Source organism: Salegentibacter maritimus, from assembly GCF_016236975.1.
GTDB lineage: Bacteria > Bacteroidota > Bacteroidia > Flavobacteriales > Flavobacteriaceae > Salegentibacter > Salegentibacter maritimus.
The window spans coordinates 29,683-45,763 of sequence record NZ_JAEHNY010000001.1 but is presented as its reverse complement, the minus strand read 5'-3'; the positions used below and the strand labels follow the sequence as shown (position 1 = coordinate 45,763).

Sequence of the window (16,081 nt, the reverse complement as noted above, 5' to 3'; positions counted from 1 at the left end):
ATCTTAATTTAATACCAAACAAAATCTTCTTATTGCTGCATTTTCATTGAATAGTCCATAGAATGCTTACCAGAGCCATAAAATAGAAAAAACAGGCTTAAAATTAGTACGATGCTAGCTTCTAACAATCTGCCAGGCTGCATAACACCTATAAAGTTTATGGCAATGGCACCAAGAATAATTGGTAATTGAACAATAATGGCCCAACGTGTAAGTAGGCCAACCGCTATAAGTACACCGCCAATTAAATGGGCAAAAGCTACATAATGCACCGTAAACATGGTGCCTCCGTAACCTTCAAGAGGCTTTATAAGGGCTATAAGGGTTTCTGTTTGAGAAATAAAGTTGATTCCTTTTATAAAAAGAAAAACTCCCAGGGCAATTCTTAATATATCAATGAAATAATAAGTGTGCGCATTTGCCCACTTATTGAGGGATTTTACGCTTGTCATATCTCTAGCTTTAAAGTTATATAGCCTTAAGTTACTGAAAATTAATGATTTGTTGTGGTAATTATTTGTTATTATTTTATTGGCACCACTAAATTACTAAAGAATGTAATACCCCGAAGCTTGCCTCGAAATTAAAAATTTGTTTCCAAAGAATGCCTTGTGGGCTTGCCCTGGGTAGTTTACTTATAAGTATAGTAAATGGCTTGTTAAGAGGTCAAAAGTATCAATTTTTGAATCTAATCACTTCTTAATAAGCCATTTTTAAAAGTAGCTCGTGCTACTTATTTTAATTCACCTCGATATAAAACTCTAGGTCATTTACTTTAATTTCTTCGGGAGCTATTTTGTAGTTTAAGTTTTGCCATTGGTTAGTAGGATTAATCCTTATTTCTTTTCCATCTATAAAAATATCGACAGGCATTTTGAAATCTTCAACATCTGTCACCCATTTAACCTGTGTTTTTCCATTCTCTTTTCTGAACTGCAAATTAGGTAGGGCAGCATGTCTTAGATATTGGTCAAATATTGGTTGTAAATCTACTTCAGTTGCTTCATTAAAGAAATTTTCGGTAGTTCGGGTATCAATAATTTGATGCTTATAGGTTTCAGTATAATCCTTTAAGGTCTTCCACCATAATTCATCGTTATCATAAATACTACGAATGGTATTTAACAAATTAGCTCCTTTAAAATACATGTCTCCGGAGCCTTCGCTATTTACGCCGTAATCGCCAATAATTTTTGAGGTATTCCCAAGTCCGCTGCGGGTGCCTTTAAGGTATTCCTGCGCTTCTTTTTTACCCCAACGGCACTCTATATAAACTGCTTCAGAATAAGAAGTGAAGCCTTCATGAATCCACATATCGGCAATATCTCTAGCGGTAATACTGTTGCCATACCATTCGTGACCCGATTCGTGAATAATAATAAAATCCCATTTTAGACCAATCCCGGTCCCCGAAAGATCATTGCCTTTATAGCCCATTTTATATTCATTTCCGTAGGCCACAGCACTTTGGTGTTCCATACCCAGGTAAGGGGTTTCTATTAGCTTAAAACCATCTTCCACAAAAGGATATTCACCAAATTTTTCGTAGAAGCAATCCATCATGGGTTTTACCTCTTTAAATTGCTTTTTAGCTTTTTCCAGGTTGTAGGGTAAAACATAATAGTCTAAATCTAGATCTCCGTAGGATTCTGAAAAATGCTCGTAATTTGCGATGTTAATCATCACGTTGTAGTTATTAATAGGGTTTACGGTTTTCCAGCTCCATTCGGTAAAGCCGTTATCCAAATCTTTTTCACCTAAAAATTGACCGTTAGAAACATTCATTAGTCCGTTTGGAACGGCTATATCCAGTTGCACTTCCTCTGGTTCGTCACTTTGATGATCTTTATTTGGATACCAAAGGCTTGCCCCGGTTCCCTGCACGGCTACGCCAATCCAGGGATTGCCATTTTCATCTTTGTCCCATACAAAACCACCATCCCAGGGTGCATTTTTTGCCACAATAGGCTTTCCGGAATAATAGAACTGAATTTCGCCCTGTTCATCTGTTTCTACCAAATCATCTAATTCGATAAAAACCGCATTATGTTTACGTTTAAAATCTAAGGCTTTATTGTTTTGAAGAATAGAATCTACGTTCATGTTCTCAAAAAGATCTATTTGAATAGTCGAAAGATTTTCTTCAGCAATAAAGCTAATGGTGTTTGAGCCCGAAATAAATTGTTTTTCGGGTTCTACCTTAAGCTTTAAATGGTATTTCTGAACGTCAAAAGCACGTTCAGGTCTTAGAGAGCCCCTTAAGGAATCGGCTTCGGTATATTTACCGTCTTTGTTGCTTAAAACCTGGGCACTTAAATTGAGTGTAAGTGTTAAAAGTATAAAAGTTAATAGGCTTGGTTTCATTATTTGTTTATTATGATTTGAAATAAAAAAAAAGGAACTAATCTGTGTAAATTCGAAATCTGATTTTTGAATGATTAAAATTTGAATTCCTCTTTAACCCTTCAATAATTAGAAGTTTTTTTATCTCTTACTTTTCAGAAGCATTCCAGAAATATATTCCCCCTTTGAAGCCTGTCCTGAATTCACTTCGGGAGGGCAGGGGGCTTGTAATTTCATGTTTGTATCACTCCTAAGTTAAAATCCTTTTCAATAGGCGCATGGTTGGCGGCTTCAATCCCCATAGAGATCCATTTTCTGGTGTCTAAAGGATCTATTACAGCGTCTGTCCATAGTCTTGCGGCCGCATAATAGGGAGAAGTTTGTTCGTCGTAACGTGATTTTATCGCATCAAAAACTTCTTTTTCTTTTTCCTCATCAACTTTTTCGCCTTTTTTCTCCATGGCAGCGGTTTCAATTTGTGCTAAAACCTTTGCTGCCTGTGTGCCGCCCATTACAGCAAGCTCGGCACTGGGCCAGGCTACGATAAGTCTTGGGTCGTAAGCTTTTCCGCACATCGCATAATTTCCTGCACCGTAAGAATTGCCCATAATAACAGTGAATTTTGGTACTACCGAATTACTAACCGCATTTACCATTTTGGCCCCATCTTTAATAATTCCGCCGTGCTCACTTTTACTGCCTACCATAAAACCGGTTACATCCTGAAGGAAAACCAAAGGAATTTTTTTCTGGTTGCAGTTTGCGATAAAACGGGTGGCCTTATCGGCAGAATCGGAATAAATCACTCCACCAAACTGCATTTCTCCTTTTTTGGTCTTTACAATTTTGCGCTGATTGGCGACTATACCAACGGCCCAACCATCTATACGGGCGTAGCCGGTAATAATAGTTTGCCCATATCCTTCTTTATATTCCTCAAATTCAGAACCGTCTACCAGTCGGGAGATAATTTCCCTAACATCGTATTGATCGCTTCGCTTTTTAGGTAGAATTCCATAGATGTCTTCTTGCTTCTCTTTCGGTGCTACGGCTTTTTTATGGTTAAATCCGGCTTTATCAAAATCGCCCATTTTATCCATGATGTTTTTTATGCGGGTAAGGGCATCCTTATCGTCTGTAGCTTTATAATCTGTAACGCCGCTAATTTCACTATGTGTCGTTGCTCCTCCCAGGGTTTCATTGTCTATAGATTCTCCAATGGCAGCTTTTACAAGGTAACTTCCGGCAAGGAAAATACTTCCGGTTTTTTCTACAATAAGGGCTTCATCGCTCATAATAGGAAGGTAAGCACCTCCGGCAACACAACTTCCCATTACGGCTGCAATTTGAGTGATTCCCATACTGCTCATTACTGCATTATTTCTAAAAATCCTTCCGAAGTGTTCCTTATCAGGGAAAATTTCGTCTTGCATGGGAAGGTAAACCCCGGCGCTATCTACCAGGTAAATGATGGGGAGTTTATTTTCAATGGCTATTTCCTGGGCTCTCAGGTTTTTCTTTCCGGTAATAGGGAACCAGGCACCTGCTTTTACAGTAGCATCATTAGCGACTACAACACATTGATTCCCTGATACATAGCCAATCTTTACCACTACGCCTCCTGAAGGACAGCCACCGTGTTCTTTGTACATACCTTCACCGGCAAATGCGCCAATTTCTATAGCATTCGATTTATCGTCCAGTAAAAAATCAATACGTTCACGGGCTGTCATTTTCCCCTTGGCGTGGTGTTTTTCAATACGTTTTTCACCTCCTCCCAGCTTTACGCGTTTAAGTTTATGATTTAATGAAGAAACCAAAAGTTTGTTATGATCTTCATTCTTATTGAATTTCATATTCATATATTGTAAGTTTCGAGCTTTATTGTTATTAAATAAACTTGAATACTGCTAAAATTTTTATCAATTTTTCAGTAAAAAGCGAAAACTTCGTTCTCTTTTGGCTAAAATACAAAATAGGCTTTATTCTTAAAGTGGATTTTGAGGCTAAAATGTTCGATATTTGTACAAAACCTTTTATTATGGGAATGAATAAAAATACCATCTTCGCCTGGGCATCTTTTGCTTTGTTTTTAATTGGAGCCGCAATTATTTTATTAGGCGTACTTAAATATAGGGATTATGCTATTGGATTCTCGGTGGTGGGAATTGGTTTTTTTGCAATTTCCTGGGCTTTTAATGCTCTAAAAGGCAGGATTTAAGTTGAAATTATAAGCTATGAGTGCTGCAAAAGATCAACTGCTTAAGCATTTAAAAGGTGGAGAAGCTTTTGCTTCTTTAGAGAGTTTTATAGATGAAATTCCTTTTGAGAAACTGGGGGAGCGTCCCTATCAACTACCATATTCATTCTATGAACTTTTTTACCATGTGGTTTTTGCCCAAAAAGACATCGTAGATTATGCTATTTCAAGTGAGTACAAAGCTCCTAATTGGCCCGATGATTATTGGCCTGAACGGTTGGCGCCTGATAGCATGGAAGCCTGGGATAACCTCAAGAAGGAATATTTTGATAATAGGGTGTTGCTGGAAAAATTCCTGCTAGATCCCAAAAACGAGCTTAATAATCCGGTTATTAATTCTGAAGAGCATAGCTTGTTTCGGGAGGTGGTTCTGGTTATAGAACATACGGCCTATCACACGGGCCAAATGCTCATTGTTTTACGTCTACTGGGACTTTATAAATAGTGGGGTGGTGTGAGTTTTATTTTAGATATTTGCAAACTTAAACAGATTAAAAAAATAGTATATGGCAGATGATAAAAAAGTGATTTTTTCAATGTCTGGGGTAACCAAAACTTTTAAAAATGCGAATACCCCTGTTTTGAAAAATATATACCTTAGTTTTTTCTATGGTGCAAAAATTGGAATTTTAGGTTTAAACGGTTCTGGTAAATCTACTTTGCTTAGAATTATAGCAGGTGAGGATAAAAATTACCAGGGCGATGTGGTTTTTTCTCCCGGATATTCTGTTGGTTATCTGGAACAGGAACCAAAATTAGATGAAGAAAAAACAGTTCTTGAAGTAGTAAAAGAAGGTGTGGCCGAAACGGTTGCTATTCTTGATGAATATAATAAAATAAACGACCAGTTTGGTTTGCCTGAAGTATATGAGGATGCTGAAAAAATGCAGAAACTTATGGATAAGCAGGCGGCACTTCAGGATAAAATTGATTCTTCTAATGCCTGGGAGCTGGATACCAAATTAGAAATTGCGATGGATGCACTTCGCACTCCCGAGGCCGATAAAAAAATTGCGGTGCTTTCTGGGGGAGAAAGAAGACGTGTAGCCCTGTGTAGGTTATTGCTGCAGGAACCGGATATTTTACTGCTTGATGAGCCTACCAACCACCTTGATGCCGAATCTGTACATTGGTTAGAACATCATTTAGCCCAGTACAAAGGAACCGTAATTGCTGTAACGCACGACCGTTATTTCCTTGATAACGTTGCCGGTTGGATTTTAGAGTTAGATAGGGGAGAAGGTATTCCGTGGAAAGGAAATTACTCGTCCTGGCTAGACCAGAAGTCTAAACGAATGGCACAGGAACAAAAGCAAGCCAGCAAACGTCAAAAAACGCTTGAACGTGAGTTGGAGTGGGCAAAAATGAACCCTAAAGGTCGCCAAAGCAAGCAAAAAGCCAGGCTTAAAAATTACGATAAGCTATTGAGCCAGGATCAAAAGCAAATGGACGAACAGCTGGAAATTTATATTCCAAATGGACCAAGACTGGGTACCAATGTGATTGAAGCCAATGGCGTGAGTAAAGCTTTTGGTGATAAATTGCTATATGAAGCTTTAAATTTTAAACTTCCGCAGGCTGGAATTGTAGGGGTTATCGGTCCAAACGGTGCCGGTAAAACCACAATTTTTAAAATGATTATGGGAGAAGAGCAGCCAGATAAAGGAAGTTTTGAAGTTGGTGAGACTGCAAAAATCGCTTATGTAGACCAGGCACATTCTAACATTGATCCTGAAAAAACTATTTGGCAAAACTTTAGCGACGAGCAGGAATTAGTTATGATGGGTGGCCGCCAGGTAAACTCAAGAGCTTATTTGAGCCGATTTAACTTTAGCGGAAGCGAACAAAATAAGAAAGTAAATATGCTTTCTGGTGGAGAACGCAACCGACTTCATTTAGCGATGACGCTTAAAGAAGAAGGTAACGTGTTACTGCTTGATGAGCCTACCAACGATTTAGATGTAAATACCCTTAGGGCGCTGGAAGAAGGTTTAGAAAATTTTGCTGGATGTGCAGTAGTTATATCTCACGACCGTTGGTTCCTGGATAGAATTTGTACACATATTTTAGCCTTTGAAGGAGACTCTCAGGTTTATTTCTTTGAAGGAAGTTTCTCTGATTATGAGGAGAATAAGAAAAAACGTTTAGGTGGCGATATTATGCCGAAACGTATTAAATATAAGAAATTGGTGAGATAAGCCAATTTCACCCTGAATTTATTTTAGGTTCTAAAATGCTTAGTAACAATAACTTTGATCCTGAAACAAGTTCAAAATGACGTTAATTTGATTTATAAATAAAAGCCTCACAGTTTTTTAAATCTGTGAGGCTTTTTTATACTATTCTCTCTCTGGTTTCTTTTTCTTCTTTGGAGGCATTGGACCACGAAGGTGAATTATGAGTCCGTTAAGGAAATTCCGAAGAAATTGATCGCCACATTCTACATATTTTGGGTGGTCTTCGGCTCTAAAAATAGCACCCAATTCACTTTTGGTAACTTTAAAATCTACCAAAGCACAAATTTTTACAATATCGTCGTCTCTTAATTTGTGAGCGACCCGTAATTTTTTAAAAATATCGTTGTTTGTTAATCCCATAGTGCAAAAATAGTTTTTCCCGGGTTTAGTTTTTAGTTTTTCAGGTTTAATTGGTTTTCAATGGCAGTAATTTTAGCTACATCGGCTTTGTTTTCTATTGTTGATTTGGCGTCTGTAAGAAAATTTTTAGCCTCATTATCAATTATTTTATAATAGTCTTTATGAATAGCTTTTTGATTTTTCAGGTAATAAAAGAGCATCCCCACTTTTTGTACGATAATAATATCATGTTTGCAATACGCTCTTATGGGAGCCAGAACCTGGTATAATAATTCTTTGAAATCCACACTTCGCATCTTTATTAGCACCTGGTCTTCAGTTTTTAAAAATTCGGTGTCTTTCTTTTGCATCCTTAACGCAAGTAGCTCGGTTAAATAGTCTATGGCATTTAAGGCGGTTCCGGGATCGTTAATGCCCGGCGACATAGCTTTTACTATAACTTCGGTAATTTGTTTAAATGCTAAAACGTAGTTTGTACTAACCAACTCGCCGCGTGCAAGGCTAAAATTAGACAGTACTTTTTTTATGGTTTCTTCGTCTAACTCTTTTTTTGATTTAAAAAGGGGGATCCCGTTTAAAATAAAAATTCCTTTTACGGGTAAGATTTCAATTTGTGTTTCTTTTTCCTTGCAAATATCCAGGAGGTTTTTTGAAGATAAATTTTGAAAATATCCGCTTTCCTGTGAATGATACTCGTACCAGTTCTTGGTTTCCGGAAAATCCTGAACTTCTTTTTTTTCATTCTTCACTAACAAATTTAATCGGCTCTTAGCCTGACGAAAAATGCGATCCAGGATATTGTTAATTTGAATACTTTGCGAAATATTGTGAATAAAATAGATAAAAGATCCTATACAAATAACAGTAAGAATAATTCCTACCAATACTGAAAAACCTGGTATTTGATGTGAATCTCCTTCGGGTTGAATTGAAACGGCCACAAAAATACAATAGAGTATTGTAGCCAGGTAGATCCCCAGGATAATTTGATGATTTTTATCAGAGATAAGTCCGGGTAGTAGTCTGGGCGAATAATTACTGGAGGCCTGGTTTAGTAAAACCATTACCATAGAAAAGCTAAAAACCATCATAGAAATAAGTCCGGTAATACAAGCGGTTAATATGCTTAATGCTGTATTTCCATTATTTACTACCAGCATTGGGATATGTTCTATCAGGTATTTTGAAATGCCTTTATTTTCGATATAGATGAGTATAAAAGCGAATAAAAAACCTAGAATAGCAAATACACTGGGGTAAAATGCAATTTTGCTTTGCAGGTTAAAAAGGATGATATAAATGCGATTAAAAAAATGCTTCATAGAATTTTTTGGAAAGGTACTTAAATATGCTTTAAGATAGGTTTCTTTATTCATTTTGCCAAAATGGCATTTATTTTCACCGTATAGATGTCAAAAAGACATGTTATTTGAATTGGAATTTAATTTGCTAATAGATTATCAGAAGAAGTAAAAAAATAAAGTTTAACAAAAATTATAAAGCTATGAGTTTAATTAAAAGAAATGAGGCCAACTGGCTGCCATCTGTTTTTGACGATATGTTTAAAACCGATTGGTTAGGAGGAACTACAAATGTGAACAGTATTGGAACCAGCATTCCTGCTGTAAATATTCAGGAAACCGACGACCATTTTAAAGTAGAGGTTGCCGCACCTGGTAAAACCAAGGAAGATTTCAACATTGAATTAGATAATGATGTTTTAACCATTTCTTCTGAAGAGAAAAAAGAAAGTGAAACTTCAGAAAAAAATGGAAGATACACCAGAAAGGAGTTTAGTTACAGTACTTTTAAAAGAGCATTTGGCTTACCAGATTCTGTGAATAGCGAAAAAATATCAGCTTCTTATGAAGATGGGGTTTTGGCGATAGAACTTCCAAAACGAGAGGAAGCTAAAGTGCAACCTAAACGAATGATTGATATTTCGTAATTTTAATAGTTGATTTAGTTAGTTAAAAAAACGTCCCTTAGCGGACGTTTTTTTTATGCGGGTATTTTACGTATTTAAAAATGCTTTAATCAAAGCCGGAAAAGGGATTTATGGGGTAAAGATATACGCAATTGTATTTTTATTCGTTAAAAAGAAACCGGGAACTCTATAATTATTTTATATAATATGATATATTTACCCACAAGAACAGACCTACTAAATCTATTTTTATGAACAAATATGTTGTACTAATTTTTATTAGCATTTTTTGTGTCTCTGTCTCTCAGGCACAGGAATATAGTTTTGGAATAAAAGGAGGTGCCAATTACTCTATGACCGGCGAAATTGACGGTAGTTCCTCGGGAGGTGCAGGTTTTTTTGATGGAGTTGTTGAAGGGCAACCCAAAGTTGGTTTCCATGCAGGGGTATTTTTTGAATTGAATTTTGGGAAGTTTTTTGTGCGTCCTGAGGTGATATTCAATTCTATGGAGATGGAATTCGAATTTCCCGCGCAAAATTCAATATACGCGGTAGAAAAGTTAAGTATTCCCCTCTTATTTGGATATAATGTTTGGGGGCCTATAGATGTTTATGCGGGGCCTGCTTATCAAAACATTATGAATGCCACCATTGAAGGTACCGAGCCGGTGAACCAAACTATAATTGTGCAAAACACCCCTCTTGCTGTGCAGGCCGGAATTAAAGCTAGCATAGGAAGGTTTGAATTGGGCGTGAGATACGATAGGTCTTTGGCAAGTCAGGAATCACAAGGCCTTGACTTTAATAATGGACAGTATGGTATTAATTTGACCGAATATGATGATTTAAGGGTAAACCAATTTCTATTAAGCCTTAGTTTTAAGATTGGCGACAGCGAATCTAATACAGGCCGAAGGAGGGGAAGAGGTTGTTATTTTTAAATAACATGTTTTAAAATAAAAAAAAGCCTTAATTGTTAATTTTTCAATTAAGGCTTTTTTTGTTGGTGTTTTTTATAAATATGACGGTTAAAATTATTAAATTGATAGGTGTATTTATATGCTTAATTTATTAAAATGAAAGATTTGTATTCCATAAAGCCAAAAAAGCGGAAACGCCTTATTTTAATATTAAGTATATTCTTTGCTCTTTTATTAATTACAGAATTTATAGAAAAACAGAATTTAAAAAGTATAGACCAGGATTTTTCTTCCCTTTATCAAGATAGGCTTTTACCTGCCTCCCAAATGTATGAACTCTCCAGGATACTCCACGAAAAAAGAATGTTTTTTGAAAATATTGAAGATGGTGGTGATTTTGTGGCCAAATTAAACTTAGAGGAAATTGAAGCTTATAATGCCCGGATTAATCAGCTAGTAGAAGAATATGGGAACACTTATTTAGTAGATAGGGAAGCTATTTATTTTGAAGAGTTTAATAAACATTACCAGGAATATCTAATACTGGAAAATACCATACTTAAAAATCTACAGGAGAACGATTATAATACGGCGCGTTATCTTATTAAAAAGAATACCAACGAATATTTTAAAATATTGGATTTAGATTTACATAATATGGCGCGCATTCAGCCAGAGGTAGGAGAAGAACTTTTGGCTCACTACAAATCTAACTCAGGTATGCATACACTCCTAAACTATTTTAAAATTGCTTTAACCATTCTAATTGGCATTTTTATCCTGCGACTTCTTGGTTTAGAAGAACTGCTTCGCCGTCCTAAACAGAAGTTTGAATTAAATTAGGCGTTTTTATTAGTGTTAATTGTAGGAATTTTCTTTAAAATTTTCAAAATTGTCAAGTTTTTTAATTTTTTTTCTTTTGTTTTTCTTTAATTAAAATGCTTTCTTTTTTTGGATAAAGATTGATTTTTATCAATAAAACGTTTCGTTTTTACGTATGCTTTTTTAGGGAGTGCTTATTTTTATTTTGAATGATAATGCTGATTAACAATGTTTTAGGTATTATATCGAAAAAACATCAAGTGGATGCTAATTATATGTAAATTTATGTAGGAATAAGATGCCTCCACCTTCTATTCCTATTTTCCCCCCCCAGCTACCCTTAATTTTAAAAAAATAAAATTTACTATCCCAATAGAATAGCAATAAAGCTATGCTAACGTATAAAATATAGAAGTCCCCATTTTCTATTTTATCTAAAATTGAACTTATTATTTCAGAATTAAAGTGAACCCCCGGTATCATTATAAATGGGACTCACTGTGACGAAGTCATGATAAATTTTGAAGATTTAAAATACTCTTACCACCCCCCGCAATAGATGAATTTTGAGCATTTTACAAAATGTTCTTCATCTAAACAATTACACTATTAATCTAATATTAAAATTGTGAAGGGGTCTTATTTTATTATTCCATTATCAGTTGTTATTCATTTAATGATTATCAATCTGAGTTTGTATTTTCTAACACCCGAAACTTATACCGAAACCTTGGCTATAAGTATCAATATTTCCTGGTTGTTAATAGGTGTTGGGCTAAATTTTTACAGCATTGATAGAAAAGAGAAATTTAGACATAAATTTCACAAGTTTTTACGGCACTTTTTTGTTTTTGTGCTTTCTTACTTTAGTGTATTAGCTTTCCTAAAGATTGACTTTGATCCGAAAAAACAAATTTTAGTTTTATTGTCGTTGTTGTTTTTCCTGTTGTTTTACAGGTGGTTCTTTTTTGAGATTAGAAAATTCTATCGTCAGGGTGGTGGTAACTCCTTGAAAGTGATAATTCTAGGAAATGACTCGAATTTAACTCGGCTTGAGAATATTTTTAATGATCCGGATTATGGGTATAGATACCTGGGGTATTTCCACAATAAAAAAGAAAAGCGGGCTGTAGGTAATTATCTTGGTAGTTTTGAAGATTGTTTTCGTTTTATAATAAATCAGGAGGTAGATGAGATTTATTGTTCAGTTAGCCGATTTTCTAAAGAAGAATTGCTTAGAATTAGAGCGTTTTCAGACAATCACTTAGCTAAATTAAAATTAATTCCAGATAATAAAGGGGTTTATTCAAGTTCTATGGAATTTGAAATTTTTGAAAACTTGCCCATTCTTAATTTAAGAAAATCCCCACTTGAAAAAAACTATGCAAAATATGGTAAGCGCATTTTTGATATAGTCTTTTCATCTTTTGTAATTATATGTATTCTTTCGTGGTTAATACCACTGCTTTTTATACTAAACCTTTTTGAGTCTAAAGGGCCGGTTATCTTTAAGCAATTACGTCACGGGAAAGACAAAAAGATTTTTTGGTGCTATAAGTTTAGGTCTATGGCCGTAAATACTGAGGCTAATAGTAAAATGTGTACACGTAATGATTTAAGAGTAACTAAAATTGGAAAATTTCTGAGAAAGACCAGCATAGACGAATTACCACAATTTATAAACGTGTTTCTTGGCGATATGAGTGTGGTTGGTCCCAGGCCCCATATGGAGCTTCATACCATAGAGTACGAGCATAATGTAGATAAATACCTGGTAAGGCATTTTGCAAAACCCGGTATAACCGGCTTAGCCCAGGTAAGGGGATATCGGGGCGAAATTATAAGAAAATCAGATATTATTAATAGAACCCGAATGGATATTTTTTACCTGGAAAAATGGACGGCATTATTAGACCTGAAAATTATTTACCAAACTATTTATAATTGTTTTTACGGCGAAGAAAAAGCTTATTAAATGTTAGCAATCCTTTTTATAAAATTAGTCACCTCCTATGAAAAATTCAACTCCACCCTTAGCGCTTGTCCCTAAAAAAAGCTTTCAATTGAAGATATTAATCTTTATCTCCATAATTTCACTAAGCTCTTGCGTGAATGTTAAGAAAGCCACCTATTTTAATGATATTCCCGATACCGAATTCAGGTCTAGATTTGAAAATATGGAACCTGTAATTCAGGAAAACGATTTGCTTAGTATCTCGGTTAGTAGTTTAAACCCTGAAGCTACCGAAGTTTTTAATGCATCTAATGTTTCGGTAACGCAAACTTCAACAGCTACAGGAACTACTACTCAGGCTTCAGGTTACCTGGTAGACCACGAGGGATTTATTAGGTTTCCAATTTTGGGTAGCCTAAAAGCAGCAGGAAAAACAAAACAGCAATTACGGGAAGAAATAACAGAAGAATTAATAGACCGAAAACTTTTATTAGAACCAATAGTAGACGTTAGGTACCTAAATTACCGGGTTTCAGTATTGGGTGAAGTAAAAAATCCTTCGGTTGTGACTATTCCTAGCGAAAAAGTAACCTTACTAGAAGCATTGGGACTTGCCGGAGATCTTACCGTTTATGCAAAACGCGACAATATTTTGCTAATACGGGAAGAAGGAAATGTAAAAAAGTTAGTCCGGCTTGACTTAACTTCGGAAGAAATATTTACATCGCCATATTATCATCTTAAATCTAATGATATTATTTATGTGGAAGCTAACAAATCTAAGGTCGCTTCTACAAGTAGAATCAATCAATGGTTACCTATTATCATTAGTACCCTCTCCCTCGCTGTCATTGCTTTTGACAGGTTCCTATAATTAAATAGCAAAGCCATGAAATACAATTCTAAAACAGGAAAAGAGGATAATCTTTTCAGGTACATCATAAAAACATTTTTTCCTTTTTGGCCTTTATTCCTGGTACTCATTGTGGTTTGTATTGCCGCAGCCTGGGGATATTTAAAATATACCACTCCGGTTTATGAGGCATCTGCTTCCATTATGATTAAGGACGAAAAGAAAGGGGTAGATGATTCTAAAATAATGGAAAGTATAAATCCTTTTGATTCCAAAAAGATTGTTGAGAATGAAATTGAAGTTTTAAAGTCCAGGGATTTAATGAAAGGCGTAGTGAAAAACCTGGGGCTTTATGCACCTATTTATGAAGATGCCGGAATTAAAACGAAATCGGCTTACACTTCGAGCCCAATTAAAGTGATTGTTGAAAACCCTGGGAAGATAGGCTTTGCAGATGAAGAACCTGAAAAGCATTTTTTTGAATATAACATTAAGAAAGAAAAGGTTATTTATTTAGGAAAGGAGTATAGTTTGAATACTTGGTTAAATATTTCTGGTGGGCATAGTATTATGTTTACCAGGAATGAAAACGTCAATAAAACAGCACAAGACCCTTTGTTTTTTTATTTATTGAATCCTAAAATAATTACTGCAGGTTTAATTGATGAATTAGATATAAGTACTTCCAATAAGCTTTCATCGGTAGTTAATTTAAGCATAAAGGATCAGGTGCCAGAAAAAGCCGAAGATATTCTTAATCAATTAATTTGGCAGTATAATCAAAAGATTGTTCAGGACCAGAATGAACTTGCGTTAAATACAATGACTTTTATAGATGAAAGAATAGAAAATGTAGAAGAAGATTTAGCCGAGCTTGAGTATAAAATACAGGAATATAAATCGAACCAGGGGGTAATAGATTTGAGTGAGCAAGGTAGGTTATACCTTGAAGATGTTGGTGAGAACGATAAGCAAATTTCTGAACTCGAGCTTCAGTTGGCGGTATTAAATAATGTTGAAAACTATGTAATCTCGAAAGGTAGCGCCGGGGGAATGGTTCCTTCTACACTTGGAATTAGCGATCCCATATTATCGCAGCTTATCGAGAAGCTGTATGACCTTGAAGTAGAATATGAAAGATTAAAGAAAACAACTGGGGAGAATAATCCGATTTTAATTTCTATTTCTAATCAAATATCTAAAATAAGGCCCAGTATATTAGAAAACGTAAAAAGTCAAAGACAGAATTTAGAGTCAAGGCTAAGTAGTTTAAATTCTAACAATATAAGGTTTAACTCTACTTTGAGGAATATTCCGGGAAAGGAAAGAACCCTTTTGGAAATAAACAGACGAAAAACAATTAAGAATAATTTGTTCTCTTATCTTCTGCAAAAGAGAGAAGAAGCAGCCCTGGCCAATGTGCCAACAAATGAAAATAGTGCGATGATTGATAAAGCTGAGGCTTCTATAAAACCGGTAAGCCCTAAGCCACTTTTCGCCTATTTAATTGCGATGTTTCTTGCTGTGGGAGCAGGTAGTGGGTATGTGGTTGGAAAAGAAATTCTTAGCGGCAAAGTTTTGTATAGATCAGATATTGAGGATCACACCAAAATACCGGTGATTGCAGAACTGTTTCACGCTAAAAATTCAAAGGCGAAGAAATTTACAAAACCAAAGGAGTTTGTGCTAATAGAACAGTTTAGGCAGTTGGGTGCGCGGCTGGGCTTATACCGTCAGGATATCCATGATAAGAGAATATTGGTAACCTCTGGAATTTCTGGGGAAGGGAAGAGTTTTGTGAGTTCTAATTTGGCTTTTAGCCTGGCCCAAACCGGAAGGCGGGTAGCGCTTGTTGATATGGATTTCAGAAAACATCATACATCAGAATTATTTGATGTATCTAATTCTAGCGGAATTATTGGTTACTTAAAAGGTGAAGAAACTTATAAAAATATTATTCATCCCTCTAAGGTTAACCCCAACCTTTTTGTAATTGGTACCGGAGCCAAAGCAGATGATTATACTGAAATTCTCCTAAACGGAAACCTGGCTTCTTTAGTGGATACACTGTCGAATGATTTCGAATATGTTATTATAGATACTGCTCCTGTAAATATTTTGGCCGAAGTAAACCTTATAGCAGAGTTTTGCGAAAAAACCTTATTGGTTATAAGGCACGGCTATACTTCAAAAGAATCTCTTAAAAGGCTGGACGAATCTGCAGGCATACAGGCCCTTAAAAATGTTTCTATAGTTTTTAATGGTCTAAAAAATAGAGGAATGATTGAAACCGATTATGGCTATGGTTATGATTTAAAACATAGAATGGCTTCTTATGCTAAACAATAGCGAAAGCAATATGATTTTATGGATACTTCTAATTAACCAGAACTATAAAGAATAAT

At 35.4% G+C, this 16,081-nt stretch carries 14 protein-coding genes; 9 read left to right on the top strand and 5 right to left on the bottom strand.

The features are described 5' to 3' along the window. Positions 1 to 29 precede the first annotated feature (29 nt). From I6U50_RS00200 to I6U50_RS00190, 3 genes are all read right to left on the bottom strand, one after another. Positions 30 to 452, bottom strand: coding sequence for a DoxX family protein (locus I6U50_RS00200; RefSeq protein ID WP_193710569.1), 423 nt, complete (start codon positions 450 to 452; stop codon positions 30 to 32). A 286-nt stretch (positions 453 to 738) separates the two neighbouring features. Then, positions 739 to 2,364: a M1 family metallopeptidase gene (locus I6U50_RS00195; RefSeq protein ID WP_198637431.1), complete on the bottom strand. Its 1,626-nt coding sequence runs from the start codon at positions 2,362 to 2,364 to the stop codon at positions 739 to 741. Between the two features lie 212 nt (positions 2,365 to 2,576). After that, the gene (locus tag I6U50_RS00190; RefSeq protein ID WP_198637430.1) at positions 2,577 to 4,205 is read right to left on the bottom strand and encodes an acyl-CoA carboxylase subunit beta; all 1,629 of its coding nucleotides are present in this window, start codon (positions 4,203 to 4,205) and stop codon (positions 2,577 to 2,579) included. Between the two features lie 179 nt (positions 4,206 to 4,384). On the opposite strand from I6U50_RS00190, the gene I6U50_RS00185 reads away from it, so the two are divergent. From I6U50_RS00185 to ettA, 3 genes are all read left to right on the top strand, one after another. Further along, positions 4,385 to 4,564 carry a CAL67264 family membrane protein gene (locus I6U50_RS00185; protein ID WP_193710572.1) on the top strand — a complete coding sequence of 60 codons (180 nt, stop codon included), beginning with the start codon at positions 4,385 to 4,387 and terminating at the stop codon, positions 4,562 to 4,564. Between the two features lie 16 nt (positions 4,565 to 4,580). Continuing rightward, a complete protein-coding gene (locus I6U50_RS00180) occupies positions 4,581 to 5,048 on the top strand; it encodes a DinB family protein (protein ID WP_198637429.1) in 468 nt (155 codons plus the stop codon). Positions 5,049 to 5,109: 61 nt separating this feature from the next. Then, complete coding sequence (gene ettA, locus I6U50_RS00175) at positions 5,110 to 6,801, top strand: energy-dependent translational throttle protein EttA (protein WP_198637428.1); 1,692 nt, start codon at positions 5,110 to 5,112, stop codon at positions 6,799 to 6,801. A 141-nt stretch (positions 6,802 to 6,942) separates the two neighbouring features. Here ettA and I6U50_RS00170 read toward each other — a convergent pair whose 3' ends face one another. Both I6U50_RS00170 and I6U50_RS00165 read right to left on the bottom strand, forming a co-directional pair. After that, complete coding sequence (locus tag I6U50_RS00170; protein WP_198637427.1) at positions 6,943 to 7,200, bottom strand: DUF1456 family protein; 258 nt, start codon at positions 7,198 to 7,200, stop codon at positions 6,943 to 6,945. A 32-nt stretch (positions 7,201 to 7,232) separates the two neighbouring features. Beyond that, complete coding sequence (locus I6U50_RS00165; protein WP_317192000.1) at positions 7,233 to 8,576, bottom strand: DUF2254 domain-containing protein; 1,344 nt, start codon at positions 8,574 to 8,576, stop codon at positions 7,233 to 7,235. Positions 8,577 to 8,704: 128 nt separating this feature from the next. On the opposite strand from I6U50_RS00165, the gene I6U50_RS00160 reads away from it, so the two are divergent. The 6 genes from I6U50_RS00160 (at position 8,705) to I6U50_RS00135 (ending at position 16,025) form a co-directional block, all read left to right on the top strand. Beyond that, the gene (locus I6U50_RS00160; protein WP_193710577.1) at positions 8,705 to 9,148 is read left to right on the top strand and encodes an Hsp20/alpha crystallin family protein; all 444 of its coding nucleotides are present in this window, start codon (positions 8,705 to 8,707) and stop codon (positions 9,146 to 9,148) included. Positions 9,149 to 9,378: 230 nt separating this feature from the next. Then, positions 9,379 to 10,068, top strand: coding sequence for an outer membrane beta-barrel protein (locus tag I6U50_RS00155; RefSeq protein ID WP_193710578.1), 690 nt, complete (start codon positions 9,379 to 9,381; stop codon positions 10,066 to 10,068). Positions 10,069 to 10,203: 135 nt separating this feature from the next. After that, positions 10,204 to 10,890 (top strand): MCP four helix bundle domain-containing protein, encoded by a 687-nt coding sequence (locus I6U50_RS00150; protein WP_198637425.1) that lies wholly within the window; start codon positions 10,204 to 10,206, stop codon positions 10,888 to 10,890. A gap of 607 nt (positions 10,891 to 11,497) precedes the next feature. Beyond that, entirely contained in the window at positions 11,498 to 12,844 is a 1,347-nt protein-coding gene (locus I6U50_RS00145; RefSeq protein WP_198628207.1) for an exopolysaccharide biosynthesis polyprenyl glycosylphosphotransferase, read from the top strand. Between the two features lie 88 nt (positions 12,845 to 12,932). Beyond that, complete coding sequence (locus I6U50_RS00140; RefSeq protein ID WP_232805842.1) at positions 12,933 to 13,697, top strand: polysaccharide biosynthesis/export family protein; 765 nt, start codon at positions 12,933 to 12,935, stop codon at positions 13,695 to 13,697. Between the two features lie 15 nt (positions 13,698 to 13,712). Next, positions 13,713 to 16,025 carry a GumC family protein gene (locus I6U50_RS00135; protein WP_198637424.1) on the top strand — a complete coding sequence of 771 codons (2,313 nt, stop codon included), beginning with the start codon at positions 13,713 to 13,715 and terminating at the stop codon, positions 16,023 to 16,025. The last annotated feature ends 56 nt before the right edge of the window (positions 16,026 to 16,081 follow it).